The 17,212-nt window shown below is 49.4% G+C and carries 14 protein-coding genes; 12 read left to right on the top strand and 2 right to left on the bottom strand.

Annotated features, from left to right (window positions below):
- From RDL68_RS04260 to thrB, 4 genes are all read left to right on the top strand, one after another.
- Positions 1-419, top strand: a 419-nt coding sequence (locus RDL68_RS04260) for an Asd/ArgC dimerization domain-containing protein (RefSeq protein WP_308540440.1), incomplete at its 5' end; no start/stop codon positions are given.
- 1 nt (position 420) lies between these two features.
- Positions 421-1,638 carry a homoserine dehydrogenase gene (locus tag RDL68_RS04255; protein WP_308540439.1) on the top strand — a complete coding sequence of 406 codons (1,218 nt, stop codon included), beginning with the start codon at positions 421-423 and terminating at the stop codon, positions 1,636-1,638.
- Entirely contained in the window at positions 1,629-3,155 is a 1,527-nt protein-coding gene (thrC, locus tag RDL68_RS04250) for a threonine synthase (RefSeq protein WP_308540438.1), read from the top strand. Before RDL68_RS04255 ends, thrC begins: the two co-directional genes overlap by 10 nt.
- 1 nt (position 3,156) lies before the next feature.
- Positions 3,157-4,092: a homoserine kinase gene (gene thrB, locus RDL68_RS04245; protein WP_308540437.1), complete on the top strand. Its 936-nt coding sequence runs from the start codon at positions 3,157-3,159 to the stop codon at positions 4,090-4,092.
- 35 nt (positions 4,093-4,127) lie between these two features.
- Here the strand turns inward: thrB and RDL68_RS04240 are convergent, their stop codons facing one another.
- Complete coding sequence (locus RDL68_RS04240) at positions 4,128-4,613, bottom strand: tRNA (cytidine(34)-2'-O)-methyltransferase (RefSeq protein WP_308540436.1); 486 nt, start codon at positions 4,611-4,613, stop codon at positions 4,128-4,130.
- Between the two features lie 78 nt (positions 4,614-4,691).
- On the opposite strand from RDL68_RS04240, the gene RDL68_RS04235 reads away from it, so the two are divergent.
- From RDL68_RS04235 to RDL68_RS04225, 3 genes are read left to right on the top strand one after another with little or no spacing between them, the layout of a single operon-like run.
- Positions 4,692-5,843: a metallophosphoesterase gene (locus RDL68_RS04235; RefSeq protein ID WP_308540435.1), complete on the top strand. Its 1,152-nt coding sequence runs from the start codon at positions 4,692-4,694 to the stop codon at positions 5,841-5,843.
- Positions 5,824-8,055 (top strand): AAA family ATPase, encoded by a 2,232-nt coding sequence (locus tag RDL68_RS04230; protein ID WP_308540434.1) that lies wholly within the window; start codon positions 5,824-5,826, stop codon positions 8,053-8,055. Before RDL68_RS04235 ends, RDL68_RS04230 begins: the two co-directional genes overlap by 20 nt.
- The gene (locus RDL68_RS04225) at positions 8,052-9,587 is read left to right on the top strand and encodes a ClC family H(+)/Cl(-) exchange transporter (protein WP_308540433.1); all 1,536 of its coding nucleotides are present in this window, start codon (positions 8,052-8,054) and stop codon (positions 9,585-9,587) included. Before RDL68_RS04230 ends, RDL68_RS04225 begins: the two co-directional genes overlap by 4 nt.
- Positions 9,588-9,668: 81 nt before the next feature.
- Here the strand turns inward: RDL68_RS04225 and RDL68_RS04220 are convergent, their stop codons facing one another.
- Complete coding sequence (locus RDL68_RS04220) at positions 9,669-10,370, bottom strand: DUF5684 domain-containing protein (protein ID WP_308540432.1); 702 nt, start codon at positions 10,368-10,370, stop codon at positions 9,669-9,671.
- A gap of 203 nt (positions 10,371-10,573) precedes the next feature.
- Between RDL68_RS04220 and RDL68_RS04215 the strand changes: the two genes are divergently transcribed.
- The 5 genes from RDL68_RS04215 to RDL68_RS04195 all read left to right on the top strand — a co-directional run.
- On the top strand, positions 10,574-13,387 hold the full coding sequence (locus RDL68_RS04215; protein ID WP_308540431.1) for a heavy metal translocating P-type ATPase: 2,814 nt from the start codon (positions 10,574-10,576) through the stop codon (positions 13,385-13,387).
- Positions 13,381-14,208, top strand: a complete 828-nt coding sequence (locus RDL68_RS04210) for a Cof-type HAD-IIB family hydrolase (RefSeq protein ID WP_308540430.1) — start codon at positions 13,381-13,383, stop codon at positions 14,206-14,208. Before RDL68_RS04215 ends, RDL68_RS04210 begins: the two co-directional genes overlap by 7 nt.
- Positions 14,205-15,149: an FAD-dependent oxidoreductase gene (locus tag RDL68_RS04205; RefSeq protein ID WP_308540429.1), complete on the top strand. Its 945-nt coding sequence runs from the start codon at positions 14,205-14,207 to the stop codon at positions 15,147-15,149. Before RDL68_RS04210 ends, RDL68_RS04205 begins: the two co-directional genes overlap by 4 nt.
- Before the next feature lie 62 nt (positions 15,150-15,211).
- Positions 15,212-16,069, top strand: coding sequence for a metallophosphoesterase (locus tag RDL68_RS04200; RefSeq protein ID WP_308540428.1), 858 nt, complete (start codon positions 15,212-15,214; stop codon positions 16,067-16,069).
- A gap of 13 nt (positions 16,070-16,082) precedes the next feature.
- A partial coding sequence (locus RDL68_RS04195) for a thymidine phosphorylase (RefSeq protein ID WP_308540427.1) occupies positions 16,083-17,212 on the top strand: 1,130 nt, incomplete at its 3' end.

The following is a 17,212-nucleotide window of genomic DNA, read 5'->3' as shown; positions in this document are numbered from 1 at the left end:
TTTTTCTTCCCGACGGATATACCAAAGAGGAATGGAAGATGATCCACGAAACACGGAAAATTTTGGCGCTTCCGGAGCTTCCCGTTACGGCGACTTGTGTGCGCGTGCCGGTGGATTACGGGCATAGTGTGGCGATGAATGTCGAATTGGAAAACGACTTTTCGGTGGAAGAGATTCGTCATGCGCTTTCTCGCATCGAAGGCATTGTGGTAAAAGACAATCCGGAAGAACTCGTGTATCCTACGCCGATAGACAGCAAGCACAAGGATACCATTTTTGTCGGGCGCATTCGTCGGGATATCTCCCGATCCAATACGGTGCATCTCTGGTGTGTTGCGGACAATATTCGAAAAGGAGCGGCAACCAATACGGTACAGATCGCAGAAGCCTGGTTAAAGCGGAATGCTGAGGAGGCATAACATGCGTTTGGGAATCATCGGTTACGGCACGGTGGGACAGGGAGTATACAGCCTGTTTATGGAACGTCGCAAGGCGTTAGAACGTGCAGCAGGGGAACCAATCTCGGTCGGAGGGATCGCTGTTCGTACCATTCGTCATCGCACAATTGCCGCTCCCGAAACCCTCTTTACGACGGATGCCATGCATCTGGTGGAAGACAATTCCATTGACACGATTGTTGAAGTTTCCAGCGATCCGATTCAGTCCATTCACTATATCTCTGAAGCGTTGCTTCGAGGAAAACGGGTGGTTACTGCCAACAAGGCAGCATTAGCAGACTCGCTTAGTGAGCTGCTTTCCGCTGCGGAAAGAGGCGGTGGACGGCTTCGTTTTGAAGCGGCGGTTGCCGGTGGGATTCCGCTTTTAGACCCGTTGACACTGCAGACAGCAGTAAATGACATTCGTTCCTTTCGCGGCATTGTTAACGGCAGTTCCAATTATGTGTTAACCGCCATGCAGAACGGAAAAACGCACGAGGAAGCCGTTTGTGAAGCCCAGGAGTTGGGCGTTTTGGAAGAAGATCCTGTAAACGATTTGGCAGGGATCGATGCCCAGCGAAAGCTCGCCATTGTGGCGAGTATGCTCTTGCATAAATCCGTCACAACGGAAGAGGTGGCGCGTATCGGTGTGTTGGCGCTGGGGAAAGAAGAGTTTGCCCTTGCCAAACGCGCAGGACGGGTGATTAAGTTGATGGCGGTGTGCGAGCGACAAGAGATGGAAAGTTCCTCTGTTTCTGTGATGGGAAAGATCGCACCTACCGTAGCGTTAACATCGCTTCGTGTTATGCCGGAAGCACTATCGTCCGAGGATCCTTTTGCAAAGGTGGAAGGCATCCATAATATGGCAGAATGGGAAGGAACACATAGTGGCACGCTGCGCTTTTTCGGGCTGGGCGGTGGTCAGGAAGCTACGGCTAACGCGGTCTGGACGGATATTCTGCGTATTACGCGCGAAACGCCGTCGATTACTCTTTCCGGTGGAAGCATAACGCATAAGAAGGGAACCGCCCGCTACCTTGTGCGCGACAATGACGCGCCGGATACAGGGCTATTACCGGAAGAAAAACTGCGTAGAAAAGACACTTACGCCCTTCCTCATGGGGCACAGTGGGCATGTTTAACAGAGGAACGTGCTGTGGCGCTTGCAAAATCCGGAAGGATGGTATTGCGATGGGAATGATGTATCACTCTACACGAAACAAATCTCTTGTCGTTAGCGATGCGCAGGCCATTTTGCAGGGGCTTGCCCCGGATGGGGGATTATTCGTGCCGGAAAAGATTCCGACCTGTCCCTTTCGTTCTTGGTTGGGTCTGTCTTTTGCAGAAGTCGCAGAACGGATTTTCGGCATATATTTTCCCTCCCTGGGAGAGCAACGTATTGCCCGTGTTGTGAAAAACGCCTACTCCGGTCGCTTTCGCCATAAAGCGGTATGCCCTGTGCGTATTTTATCCGACCGGCGCGCATTGTTAGAGCTTTGGCACGGTCCGACATTGGCGTTTAAGGATGTGGCGCTTTCCGCGCTTCCGCATCTCATGCAGGCGGCGCAGGAAGTAACTGATGATCATGAGCGCGTTCTTATTTTGACGGCGACCTCCGGCGATACGGGAAAAGCGGCGATGGAAGGATTTAGTGACGTTCCCGGCTTTGGCGTGCTGGTTTTTTATCCTGCTGACGGGGTAAGCGAAGCACAGGAAAGACAGATGTGTACGACAGAGGCAAACAATGTGTTTGCTTATGCGATGGAAGGCAATTTTGATGATTGTCAGCGCACGGTGAAACAATTGTTTCAAGATGTTGCCTTGTCTAATTCCTTAAAGGCACAGGGGATTCGTCTCTCATCTGCCAACTCCATCAATATCGGGCGTTTAGTACCGCAAATGGTCTACTACATTACGGCATATTACGAATTAGTGGCATCCGGAGAACTGACCTATGGCGATTTGCTCGATGTCTCTGTCCCGACGGGGAATTTCGGCGATCTTTTAGCCGGCTATTACGTCAAACGCATGGGTTTGCCGCTCGGAAAACTCGTTGTTGCCTCTAACAGCAACCACGTGTTAACCGATTTCGGACAAACGGGCGTTTATGACTGCCGGCGAGAGTTGATGTTGACGAGCAGTCCCTCCATGGATATTTTGGTTTCCAGCAATTTGGAACGGTTCCTATACCATGAACTGGGCGATGCAGAAGTAATAAAGACGTTGATGAAGTCGTTGCAAAAAGACCATTGCTTTGTCCTGCCAAGTCCAGTCGATAAGAACGACGGGCGAGTAGGGGATACGGTATTGGGCGACAGGAAAGAGTTGTATTGGGGATATGCCAAAGAGGAGGAAGTACAGCAAATCATTGCGGAAACCGCAGAACAGGATACTATGGTGATCGATCCGCATACCGCTTGCGGTGTTGCTGTTTACAGGAAATATCGACGAGAAGAGACAAAAGGCAGAGACGGTGCTTCGTACGGTCTTATCCTTTCTACGGCAAGCCCGTATAAGTTTACCGAGACGGTATTGTCCGCCCTACACGAAGCGGTTCCCGAAACCTTGGAAGAACAGTGGAAGGCGCTTTCTCAGATTTCCCACACGCCTGTACCAGATCCGTTTTTGCATTTAATGGAACGCAAGGCGCGTAAAGCCTGTCGTCTTCGATTATCGGATGCATCGGATGCGGTTCTGTCTTTTGCGAGAGGAGTATGATATGGCATTCACTATACGCGTGCCGGCAACGAGCGCTAACATTGGACCCGGCTTTGACTGTTTAGGAATTGCCTGGAATATCTATGCCCGTTTCACGTTTCATTTGCGAGATAAAGCGGATGGAGAGCCTCTGCGCTGCTATCTATCCGCAGAGGAAACGGGCTATTCTTTGGGGAGCAATTTGGTTTTGGATGCCTATTGGGCATACGGCAAGGCGACAAAGGTTGCTCTTCCCGATATAGGGGTGTATATTGCCTCTGCGATTCCCTCAACGCGAGGATTAGGCTCATCGGCCGCCTGTATCGTCGCCGGTGCGGAAGCGGCGCGTGCCGTGGCGCGAACGATATCACCCAAGTCAAAAGCCGGCGGATTTAGCGATGCCTCGATTTTGCAGGTGGCAACACAAGTGGAAGGGCATCCCGATAATGTTGCTCCAGCGCTTTATGGGGGTCTACAGATAGCTAAAACCGAACGTGGAACTGTACGAGCTTGTTCTTGTCCGGTTTCGGAGCGTCTTGCCTTTTATGTTCTCATTCCCGATTTTTCCTCCAGTACAAAAAAAGCACGTACACTATTGCCGGAGAAGGTGCCTCGGGCGGATGCTGTCGCCAATTTGGCATCGCTCGGTTTTTTACTTTCGGGGCTTCGCACGGGGGATCGCCACAAGCTTCGTGTCGGTCTTACCGATCGCTTGCATGAACCATATCGTCGGCCACAAATACCAGGCTTTTTGGAAATAGAGAAAAAAGCAAGGGAAGCCGGTGCCATCGGAACGGTCATCAGCGGTGCGGGATCGACGCTATTATGTGTTGCAGAAACGGAAAAAACAGAAGCCCTGGATTCCGCTTTTGCACAAGGTCTGCCACAGGGCTGGGAGGCAAGACGTGTATATATGGACAAAGACGGCGCTTCTATCGAAGACGGGAACATCCTTTGATGCTCCCGTCTCTTGCGTTACAATAAGAAAAGCGACTATTGTGTCAAGCCTTCGTAGCCTTGTTGGCGCAATACCTCATACAGCACAATAGCGGCAGAATTGGAAAGATTCAGCGACCGTTGACCGGGAAGCATGGGAATGCGCAACAGACGTTCGGGGTGTGCATCCATCATTGCCTGGGGGAGACCGGACGATTCGCTGCCGAAGACCATCATGACTTCGCCCGATGCGACAAGATCGCCGAGAGAATGCGGCGTGCGCGTCTCCACATAGAGAATCTGCGTGCCAGTACGCTCTTTTTCGTCCGCGAAAGTGGCAAATTCCTGCCAGCTGTCCCAAATGGTGACATCTACTTTGTCCCAATAGTCCATACCTGCCCGCTCGATTTGACGACTGGTCAGGCGAAAGCCAAAGGGGCGAACCAAGTGAAGTGCGCTGCCTGTAACGACGCAGGTGCGTGCAATATTTCCCGTATTATAAGGGATTTCCGGTTCAATGAGTACAAGATGATTTTTAGCCATAACATCCTCCCTGCTCGCCATGGTAACGCATTTTGTTCCGGCTATCCAGAGCCGAATATAAAAGATAGAGGAGAGAACATGTCTACAATACGTATTATGCACGCTGCCGATTTGCATCTCGGAGCAAAAATAACCGGTCTCGGTGCGCAAAGTAACGCGCGCAGTGCAGAAATTATGCATACTTTTTTTCGTCTGTTAGAACTTTGTGCGAAAGAAAAAACGCAATTGCTTTTGCTTGCCGGGGATTTTTTGGAACTTTCTTCTATCACGTTCCGACAGGTGCAGGCGGTGATGGACGGTATCGCCTCTTTGCATGAAGTAGAAGTCGTACTTGCGCCGGGTAATCACGATTATTTTTCGCCCGACAGTCCCTATGCGCTTTCTTGGCCTTCTAATATGCATATTTTTTCGGGAGAGATGCAGCGTTTACATTTTCCCCAATGGAATACCGTTGTTTATGGTGCAGCATTTACCGGGACCTATCAGCCGGCATCACTGCTTTGCGCCGATTGGGAAAAAGAACGCCGAGAAACGGAAAATGCCCTACGTCTGCTGGTTATTCACGGCGATTGGAATGCGCCGAAGAGCTCTTATCATCCGTTGCTTGCTGCGGATATACCTTCTGACTTTTTCACCTATGTAGCGATGGGACACGTTCACAAAAGAACGCCTTTATATACGATAGGGAAAACCACGCTGGCGTATAGTGGCTGTCCGGATGCCTCCGGATTCGACGAGACCGGTCTCAAAGGGGTCTATGCCGGAGAAGTGTCTCCTTTTTCTTGTTCCGTATCGTTTCATCCGCTTTCTTCACGGCTCTTTCAGCACATGGAAGTGGACTGCACCGGTGTCATGACGAATGCGGAAGCGGAGAAACGCATCTTGGCGCGAATAGAAGAAAAAGCAGAGGGTTTTTCTCTTACGAATATCGCTCTGCGCTTGAACCTGACCGGCTCGCTGACAGAACAGGATGCGATAGACCTTGCGCTTCTCGAAGAATCGTTGCGTGAAAAATTGTATTTTCTTTCTCTGCGGGATGCCCGAAGCCCGGAAGTGAATCTTGACATTTTGAAAAACCAAGAAAGTCTCAAAGGATATTTTGTGCAAGAGCTCTATGCACGACGGCGGAATGCCTCAGAAGAGGAAAAGCGCGTAATCGATCGAGCGATGCGCTTGGGATTGGACGCTTTTGACGGAAAGGAGCTGCAGCTTGCGCATTTTACAGATTGATCTTATGCGCTTTGGTCGTTTCGATACGTTTACTGCTGCGTTGCCGGACGGCTTAACGATACTATACGGCGAAAATGAAGCGGGAAAATCCACGATCATGGATTTTTTACAGCTATTGTTTTACGGCACGTCCAAGCAGGGAAATGATCCCCGTGAGAATATACGTAAACGCTATGTCGAAGAAAATGAGGAACGTCCGGTTGGCGTGCTGCGTTTCGAACAAGATGGTAAATGCTATCGTCTGACAAGACGTTTCGGCTCTTCCAATGGAAAAGACGATGTTCAGTTGGCGGAGGAGGATAGCGGAAAAAGCATCATACTGCCAAGAAAACAGACCCTTGGCGAGGTTCTTTTCGGCTTGGACGCGGACGCCTTTAAGCGTAGTGTATACATCGGATCATCCGGCAGCATTTTACCGCCTGTTACCGGGAAGAACGGAGATCAATTGATGAGTCGGCTACTAAATCTTCAGACAAGTGGGGAAGAGACAATCTCCGCCACGGCGGTTGCCAAAACATTGCAGGATGCGGAGCATCTTTTTGTCAAAAGTCGGGGAAAGGGAGGGCTTCTTATCGCACAGCAGGAGCGCATCCGCAATTTACAGAACCAACGAAGCAATGCCCTTTCTCAGGAAGAAGAAATGCATCAGGAACGCCATTTCCTTGAGGGGGAAAAGCAAAATCTTGACGAATGTGATCGCCTTCTCCAGGAAAAGAGGGAAACGTTTATTCGTTTGCAGGCGGAATGGGAAGCAGGCGATCTGCGTCGCGCGTTGAAAGAACGAGAAAAGCAGGAAACGATACGCGAGGAGCTTGTTCATGCAGAAAAAAGGCTGCAAATGCGTGAAGGGAAAATGACGAATGAGCGGTTAAAAGAAGCCGAAGCGGCGTTTTCCGCTTGGCAGGCAGCTGAGTCGCTGCTAAAAAAGAGGGAAAAAGAATCAGCGACGGCGCTTGGAGAGGAGGGGAACCTGCCTTCTCAACAGGAATCGTTCATTTCGCAGGATAGGAAACAGAAATCTTCCGGTACAAAGATAGTGGATGTGGCGTTAAGAACGTTGCCGTTTCTTTTCGCGTTGCTCTTTCTTGTACTCGGTTACACGATTTCTTCGTTTTTCTACGGTGCAGCAGGGCTTGCCGGTGCTTTTGGTATCTGGGGTCTTTTTTATCGGAGACTTCAAATACGCCGACAACAGCGTCAGCAGGAAGTCATTCTTGCGATGAAACGGGAAGAACACGAAAGACAACGTGCAGAATGGCATAGTAGTTGTTTGCGAGAACAACAAAAAGTATCCGCACTATTGGAAACATCGGTGGAGGATTATTGTTCTGCTGAAAAGGCGCTTTCCTTTTGGAAGGATGGTTTAGCAAATCGGGATAAGCTGGCATGGGCGCTTGCCCATGAAGAACAGCAGTTTGCGCAAAACTATCCACAATGGGCGGACTGGACTGTTTCCGATTTATCGTCCGAACTTGTCCAAAAAGGTTTTTCTTCGGAAGGAGATCCTCGTCTGGCAGAGCGAGTAAAGGAAGCACAGCAGTCGTATATTGCCCAACAAAAAAAACGTGAAACACTCGCCGTCGCTTTAGCGGCAAAGCAAGCGCAAGCGAAGGAAAAGTATAAATCTGCCCCTTTGGCAGACAGTATTCTTCAGACACTGCATCAAGAAGAAGAAAAAGAAAAGCAAATGAAAGAAGAATATCAGGCCGTGTTGTTGGCACAACAGGCGTTGCAGAATGCTACCGAGAAAGCACGTCATCAATTTAGCCCCTTGCTTAATAAGCGGGCATCGGAAATTTTTCAGGAAGTAAGTGGAAGAGAAGGAACACTTCGTATGGACACCGATTTGGACGTGCATATAGAAGAGGCGGATTTTTCCGGCTTTTTAGACTGGCGTATGCTGTCTACCGGAACCATCGATCAGGTTTACTTTTCGCTGCGTATTGCGCTTGCCGAGATAGCGTCGGAAAAACAGGATCTTCCTTTGTTCTTTGACGATGCGTTTGCTTATTATGATGATCGGCGTGCCAAACAGGCAATGGACTTTCTTTTCCATTATGCGCAGGAGAAGCACAAACAGGTGTTGTTATTTACCGCCCATCAGCGTTTTGTGGAATGGGCGAAGAAAAAAGGCATTTCCTATCTGCTTTTGCGCGAGAGGGACGTGGAGAATGTCGAGCAGGTACAGGAACGGAAGGAAGAGTCGTTATGACCGAAATTCATAACAAAAAAGCATACGAAAAAAAGCGCCTGGTCTGGCGCTTGACGGTATTTAGCCTGTTAGTGGGTCTGGTTTCCGGTTTTGTTGCGGTATGTTATCGCGTTCTGCTTACCCAAGTGGATCATCTTCGTACGGCTTGGATTGCCGGAGCAGATTTTTCCCGTATTGTGCTCTTCTTCGGACTTTTCTTGCTCTTTGCGTATCTTATGCACCGCCTGCTGCTTTGGGCACCCTATAGCGGTGGAAGCGGCATTCCGCAAATTCGAGCGGAACTATTAGGCAAAATAGATATGGATGTTATCCCGACGGTTACTTCCAAGTTTATCGGAGGCATTTTAGGCAATGCTGGAGGACTGACCCTTGGTCGTGAGGGGCCGTCCATTCAGCTTGGAGGGATGTGGGCGAAACAGATTGCCAAGACCTTCCATGTTACCGAAATGGAGGAGCGCTATCTCATCACCGCAGGTGCTGCTGCCGGGCTTGCTGCGGCATTTAATGCACCGCTTTCGGGAGCGCTCTTTGCCATGGAAGAGATACACAAAAGCTTGTCCCATCTGTTTTTGCTGCCGTGTCTTGCTGCCTGTTTAGTAGCTAATTATTTCAGCTTTTCCGTGTTGGGGCTGGAAACGGCGTTTGCGTTTAAGATTCAAGAAGCGCTTCCGGTAACGGCATTGCTTTTTGTGTTGCTCATCGGAGTTTTTGCCGGTCTTGTCGGCGTCGTTTTCAACCGAGGTCTGCTCTATGCCTGTAAGACCATGAAAAAGGTTTCTATTCCGCGCTACATCGTTATTTTTGCGATAATGGCAATGCTTCTTATAGTCGGACGCGTGGAACCGCTGCTGTTGGGTGGCGGTCATGCTTTGATTGAACAACTTTCGCAACAGGCTATGGACGTGCTTCCCCTGATTGTCTTTTTCGGCATTCGTCTCTTCTTTGTCTGGGTCAGTTACGGCAGCGGAGCGCAAGGGGGGATTTTCCTTCCCGTTTTGGCGGTTGGCGCTCTCCTCGGTGCTTTGTTTTTCACTGTGTTTTCAGGGATTCTTCCTCCGGCGTATTACACCAATTTCCTCTATCTCGGTATGGTTGGCGTGCTGACGGCAGTTGTACAGGCGCCGTTAATGTCCATTATGCTTGTTATGGAGATGAGCGGCTCGATTACGATTATGCTGCCCATGACAACGTGCGCCATTGTCGCCTTTTTGGTAGCAAAAGTTTGCCGCACCGATCCGGTATATGAGTCTTTATTTTCGATGAACTTTGATTCTTCAACGGCAAAAAGCGATCGAGAGAAAGAAAACATGACTATGCAGTATTATCTGATTCCTAACGAAGCACCCTACATCGGGCGCACGCTTTCCGATTGGGCGCTTCCGCCATCCATGCTCATCGCATCTATTTCGCGTGAGGGGAAGACGTTTACGCCCAACGGGAAAACTACCTTAAAAGGTGGAGATGAAATTTTGGTGCTTTGTCCGGAGGAGGATTTGGAGACCGTACACGAGTTGTTGACGACGGGCGTTTAGTCCAGGTGTCAGAAACATAATGCGCTCGTTTGCGAGCTTTTATTCACAACGTGATTTAGCCCCATTCGGGGAAAGTCCTTTTTATTCTTCAACGGTTTCCTGTTGTGGAGAATCGGGACGGTTCGTCTCATTCGACGCGCTTTCCGGAGAAAAGTAGGGTTTGCGCACTTGTTCACCATGTTTGTCATGACGTGAATCGTAGCGCACGTGTTCTTCATTCGTTGTTTCTTGTCCGAACGGACGATAGAAGAAATCATCCGCCCGATAAGAGCTTTCTTCGTTCGCCCAAAGCGGCCAGTCGCCGTCAATACCACCACGACCGCTATCGACGCGATCACGGTTGGCAATATACTGATAGCGGTTGCTATACGCCATGAGCACCGCCGTTACAAGGGGGAGCAGCAGATAAAGCAGGGCAATGCTGTCCTTTCCGGAATATCGCTTGGCAAAATAGAAACTGATATAGTAATGTTCAAGGATGCTCAAAATGGGAACGAGACTGAGGATGAACCAACCGACGGAGGTGCGGCCCAATGCGATGCGTATGCGTACCCATTCATTGTAAAATGGAATCAGGCATTTCCAGCCGGCTTCCCCTGCTTTCTGGTACAGCTTCCACTGGGCAATGAAATAGACAATCCCTACGACCAAGAAAGCAATTACTAACAGGAAATAAAACGCACCGAGGAAAGCAAGAAACCCCGTAATGTACTCGGAAGTTGCGTTAAATACTTCGTCCGTCGGACTGTATGGTCCAAAGGACCCGTAGATATCGTTATACATATAAGCTCCTCTCTTTTGCTTCTGCAGTTTAACCAGCACATTTTCCGCAGCGCCATCGTCAGACGCATATCATCTTGCGGTTGCTATAAAATGTCTGTCGAAATCCCTATACCCGAAAAAAGAATATTCTGTTCGCTGTGAAAAATATTTTTTTGCATATTCCCTTAATGGTGGGGTAGATACAAGAGGAAAAGGAGAGACAAATGAGAAAAGAGCATTCTCCCGTACGGAAGACCAATTTAACGGATTTCGTGAAAGAACGGGGCAGACAAGAGATCATCGAAAGAGATGATGCATCGCGCGATAAAATCCGCTTTATCGTAGAAGGTATGACTTGTGCGGCATGTCAACATGCCGTTGAACAGGCGGTTTTCGCTGTTGAGGGAGTGCAGAAGGTGCAGGTAAGCCTTTTGACCAATACTATGGATGTCGTTTACGACGGCGAAAAGGCTACGGTAGAGAAAGTCGAAAAAGCGGTTGAAATGGTGGGGTATTCGGCGCATCAAAAGAAGAATACAGCAGCGAAACAAAATGTACACGATAAAAAAAGCGATACGGAAGAAGATCCCTTTGTTTTGCAAGGAAAAGATATGCGCAAGCGATTGCGGATTTCCGTTCCTCTCCTTCTGCTTTTACTTTTCGTCTCTATGGGACCGATGATCGGTTTGCCTCTTCCGTCTTTTTTTCTTGGTCCTTCAGGCAGCATGAATTACGCGCTAACCCAGTTTTTGCTTGTCATACCCATTGTGTTTGTTAATCGGACCTATTTTCTTCATGGGTTTACGAGTCTGCGTCACGGTCAGCCGAATATGGATTCGCTTATTGCTGTCGGAGCGGCAGCGGCTGTTTTTTACGGCGTGTTTGCCCTTTTTCAAATTAGTTATGGATTAGGCTCTGGAGATATAGACCGCGTGATGCACTATCGCCACGACCTGTATTTTGAAGGAGCCGGAACGATTCTAACCCTTATCACCTTGGGGAAATACGGGGAATTGAACAGTAAACGGAAAACCACGGATTCTTTGCGTGCTCTGATGGCACTGCAACCAAAAACGGCAAGGCTATGGCGAAACGAGCAGGAGATCATCGTTCCCATTGAAGAAGTAGAAAAAGGGGATATTCTTTCTGTACGTCCGGGAGAACGCATTGCCCTGGATGGCATTATCGTAGAGGGACAAAGTAGTATTGATGAATCCGCCATTACGGGGGAAAGCCTTCCTGTGGAAAAACACGTAGGGGATTGTGTAACAGGAGCTACAATGAACACTGTCGGGGCATTTCGATTTCGTGCGACGGCGGTGGGTGAGGAAACGACGCTGGCAAAGATTATTGCGCTGGTGGAAGAAGCACAGGCAACAAAAGCGCCGATGCAGGCGTTGGCAGACAAGATATCTGCCGTCTTTGTTCCTATTGTCATCGGCATTGCCCTTTTCACTTTTGTGGTTTGGATGGCGTTAGGTCAGCCGTTCACATTTGCTCTCCGTTTGGCTATTTCGGTTTTAGTCATTTCTTGTCCGTGTGCGCTCGGTTTAGCTACGCCGGTAGTGGTCATGGTTGCGACGGGAAAAGCGGCAGAAAATGGTCTGTTGATTAAATCGGCTGAGGCGCTGGAACGCCTGCATGAAATTCAGGTTCTTGCCCTGGATAAAACAGGCACGATTACCGAAGGACACCCGCGTATGACGGATCTCTTTCTTTTTGACGACCTCGACGTGCAGCAGATTCTTTGGCTTGCTGCATCGCTTGAGGCGCAGTCCGAACAACCTCTTGCGCAGGCAGTGGTAGAAGAGGCAAAAGAGCGATCGATTTTCCCCAAACCGGTGGAGTTATTTTCTGCTATCCCTGGAAAGGGGGTAAGTGCTCGATTTGTGCAGGAAGAGAAATCCTATGCGCTTGTGGCAGGAAATGTGCGAATGATGCAGGAAACAGGAATTGGTGTCGATGCCTTTCTTTCCGTGGCGGAGAAAATGGCGGATGAAGGAAAAACACCGATTTATTTTGCGGTGGATGGCAAAATTGCAGCCGTATTCGGTATTGCGGATGTGATCAAGCCTTCCAGCCGTATAGCCATACATGCCATTTCTACTCGTGGCATAACGCCCCTCATGCTCACCGGCGACACGGAGCGAACCGCCAAAGCCATCGCGCGCGACCTTAATGTCGAGCAATTTGCTGCCGGTCTTCTTCCGCAGGAAAAAGAGGCGTTTTTGCGTAAATGGCAAGAAAGCCATGCTGGTCTTCTGGCAATGGTAGGAGACGGAATTAATGATGCGCCTGCGCTCGTGCGTGCTGATGTGGGTATTGCCATTGGCGCCGGTACGGATGTTGCGGTGGATTCCGCGGATGTTGTTTTAATCCGTTCGGATTTACGGGATGTGGTGACGGCAATCGATCTGTCAGCACGCACGACTGCGAAAATACGACAGAATCTGTTTTGGGCTTTTTTCTATAACGTCCTTTGTATTCCACTTGCTGCAGGAGTGTTCTATCCGTTCTTTAACGTGACCCTGAATCCGATGATTGCGGCTGCGGCGATGAGCCTTTCTTCGGTTTTTGTGATGACGAATGCTCTGACGTTGCAGCGTTTTCGTGTTCAACAGGACGATGTTTCCTCTTTGCCAGAAGAGAAAAAACACGTAGTAAACATCCGTTCGATACAGAGAGGGATGGGGTACAATAAAGGCGAAGCGTCGTTGCAGGAGAACACCTTTCGAAATGGTGTTAAACATGAGAATAAAGTGGACTATTCTGCAACAGGGAAGAACGCGGCTGTGCATTCTATAGGAAAGGAGCAGCGTATGAAAAAACAATTATCCATAGAGGGCATGTCTTGTATGCATTGTCAAAAGCATGTTCAAGATGCGCTTAATGCCATCGACGGGGTTCATGCAGAGGTGGACTTGGAAAATGCGGTTGCCGAAGTGCAGTTAACAAACGAAGTCAGCGATGAAGCCTTAAAACAAGCCGTAGCGGATGCCGGATATACGGTCACTGCCATTGAGGAGAAAACATGTTGAGGCTATTTGCGTTTGACTTGGATCAGACGCTTTTGGTGGAAGGAAGTATAAAAGGACGAAATCGAAATTGCCTTCGCGCTTTGCAGAATGCAGGAAAAACGATTGCGCTGGTCACCGGACGTGTTTTGCGATCGCCGCAGTTTTTGGCTGCGCAGGCTGGGCTTCGTGCGTATTGCATCGGGTCAAACGGCGCAGTGGTGGCAACACCGGATGGCAAAGTACTATATAAAGAAGCCATTCCTACGCAAACGGCGGTTCAACTCATTCAGATAGGAATCCGCCACCGCGTTTATTTTCACTTTTATTCGCAGGAGACCCTCTTTTCACCGTACTGTTTGCCGGAACGCTTTGCGCATCTTATCGCCTCTAAAACCGAATATGGTACACGGATGCAGTGCAACATCCATATTCAGGAACGTGCCGACTTGGAAATGGGTTCGCAGGAAATGTTGAAAATACAGTATTCCACAGGCGAAGATGTGGAGCGTCAGAATGCTTTGTTGCGCGATTTGCGTGAGATTCCCTCTATAACCGTTACCATGTCGGGAAAAGGGCTTATTGAAGTCATGGCGGAGCGTGTGGATAAATGGAACGGCATCTTGGTGATTGCCGACGCGCTGGGCATTGCGCCGGAAGATATCTGTGCCATGGGGGATTATTCTAACGACCGTCGAATGATTGCCAAAGCGGGCATGGGAATCGCCATGGGCAATGCATTGGCGGAAGTGAAGGATGCGGCGGATCGCGTTACCGCTACCGCATCGGATTTTGGCGTTGCGCAGGCAATAGAACAGCTGAAAGAAGAAGGATTCTGGTCATGACACAAGAAACAAGAAAAGACCAAAAAAGAGTGGACATTCTCATTATCGGAGGAGGACCTGCCGGTCTTTCTGCTGCGCTTTATGCGGCACGAAGCGGAAAATCGGTCGTCGTTTTGGAAAAGGAGACCATTGGCGGACAGATGATGGTTACCGCTGTTGTTGAAAATATGCCGGGTGGGGATAATGATCCGTCCGTACTGGCGTCTCGCATGAAAGAACAGGCGCAACATTTCGGTGCGCAGTTTCTGCGTGGCGAAGTGATTCGAGTGACCTTGGAGGGAATGCCCAAACGTGTAGAGACCGAGGAAACCATTTGGGAAGCGGGAGCTGTTATCTTGGCGACCGGCGCTAATCCGCGCAAACTCGGTCTTGACCATGAAGATGCGTATATCGGAAGAGGATTGGGATACTGCGCGACCTGTGACGGTCCGTTTTTTGCAGGACTACCCATCTATGTTGTCGGCGGCGGCGATGCGGCATTTGATGAAAGTCTTTATCTTTCGACGCTGAGCGATGCGGTGACCATTCTTTATCGTGGTCCCGTACCACGTGCAACAAAGTTGCTGCAGGAACGCGCAAAGGCATCTGGAAAAATCCAAGTCGTATTGAATACGGAAGTGGTACGACTCGGAGGAGATCCGACGTTATCCTCGTTTGTGATGAAAAACAACGTGACCGGAGAAGAAAAAACCATCGAAGGGGATTTTGGGTTGTTCATTTACATTGGAATGATCCCGAATACCTCGCTTTATAAAGAACAGATTCTCTTAGATGATGCCGGCTACATTGTGGCAGGAGAGGACACCAAAACCAATTTGCAAGGGGTGTTTGCGGCAGGAGATGTGCGCACAAAGACCGTTCGCCAAATTGTCGGAGCCCTTTCGGACGGTGCGACAGCCGCTATCGAAGCAGGTCGCTATCTGGATCAGCAGAACAAGTGAGGGATAAAGCATACATGGGCTCGACGAGAAAACGAAAAAAGAAAAGGATGCTCAGCGACTGGATGGGAAAATGGCACCGCGTGACCGTTCTCCTTCTCAGCGCACTCCTTTTTTTTAGCCTGCTGTGGTCTTTTTATCGGAGTAATATGACATTCAAAACGACAGAATATACGGTGGAAAGTCCCTATTTGCCCAATGCGTTTAACAACTATCGCATTGCGCAGATTTCGGACTTACATGACAATGTCTTCGGACAAAAAGGAAGTAAGCTGCAAGAAGCGATAGACGAGGCAAAGCCCAATATTGTCGTGTTGACCGGAGACATTATTTCCCGTCGCACGAAAAAGGTAGACGACGTGGTCGAAGCGTTAAAGCCCATCGCCGAGAAGTATCCCACGTATTATATTCGCGGCAATCATGAGCTTTATCGCGATGAGAACATGGAAGGCGCGGAAACTTTCTATAAGGCGCTTGATGCGATTGGTGTGATTCGTTTGGAGAATCGCACGGTAACGTTGCTACACCGTGAAGCAACGATTCGTCTTGTCGGACTGATGGAGCCATTGGGGTGTTACGAGTACTCTTCGCCGCCAAACATGGAGGAGCTGTTGGGCAAAAAAGGAGACGACTATACCATTCTTCTTGCGCACAACCCTTTGCCGTTTGAAACCTATGCGGATTGGGGAGCCGACCTTATTCTTTCCGGTCATGTTCACGGCGGCGTGATTCGCCTTCCTATTGTAGGAGGTGTATTGTCGCCGGAACGAAAATTGTTCCCAGCGTACAGTAAGGGCATTTATCAACGGGGAAAGCAGAGTATGGTCGTTTCGACCGGCATGGGGGGATCAAAGTTTCCCTTCCGTCTGTTCAACGACCAGGAATTAGTTGTGATTACGCTGACTTCGCAGTCTATTCACTAATCAAGGAGGCACGATGAATATCGTAGATATCATACTTAAAAAACGCAATGGAGGAACGCTGGAAGACGAAGAAATTCGCTATTTTGTGGATGGCGTCAAAACCAAGACGATTCCGGACTATCAAATTTCCGCCTTGCTCATGGCGATTTATTTTTCCGGCATGGATAGTCGAGAGTTGGCGAGTCTGACAAGAGAAATGGCGTATTCAGGTGATCGCCTGTCTTTTCCGGCGCTTCGCCATCCCATAGTGGACAAACATTCTTCCGGCGGAGTCGGCGATAAAACCTCGTTAGTAATCGCCCCCATTGTTGCGGCATGTGGTTTGCCCATTGCTAAGCTCTCTGGCAGGGGATTAGGGTTTACCGGCGGAACGATTGATAAGCTCGAGAGTATTCCCGGATTTCGAACAGAGATTGGGGAAGAGGAGTTCACTGAATTTGTTTCACGCGATGGTATAGCCATTATCGGGCAAAGTGCAGATATAGCGCCGGTGGATAAAGTTCTCTACGGTTTACGCGATGTGACCGGAACGGTAGATTCCCTTCCTCTCATTGCCGCCTCCATCATGTCGAAGAAATTGGCGGACGGTTCGGATGCCATTGTTTTGGATGTCAAATACGGTTCCGGTGCATTTATGAAAACACCGGAAGAAGCAATTCGTCTCGCCGAAGTCATGGTCGGCATCGGCGAGGACAATGGAAAGAAAACCATCGCACTGGTGACGGATATGACGCAACCTTTGGGGTGTGCCGTTGGCAATGCCATGGAGGTTAAAGAAGCAATAGAAACACTTTGCGGAGAAGGTCCTGCCGATTTTAAGGCGGAGTGTTATGCGCTTGCCAAAGCGATGCTCCTTGCCGGGGAATGCGCGAAGAGTGATGCCGAAGCGGAGGAACTTGTTCGCGACGCGATTACCTCAGGAAGAGCGCTTCAAAAGTTTAAGGCGATGGTGAAGAATCAAGGCGGAGAGGTTTCCTACGTCGAAGATCCTTCTCTTTTCCCCAAAGCAACATATTCTCTTGAGGGCAAAGCCGAAGAGGATGGCACTATCTCTGCCATCAACGCAGAAACAATAGGAAAGAGTTCCTTGCTTCTCGGAGCAGGCAGACGACGCACGAATGATGCGATTGATCCGGCTGTGGG

Origin of the sequence: uncultured Murdochiella sp., assembly GCF_902488755.1 — a bacterium.
In the GTDB taxonomy this organism is placed as follows: domain Bacteria; phylum Bacillota; class Clostridia; order Tissierellales; family Peptoniphilaceae; genus Murdochiella.
This window is presented reverse-complemented; position numbering and strand designations above follow the sequence as displayed.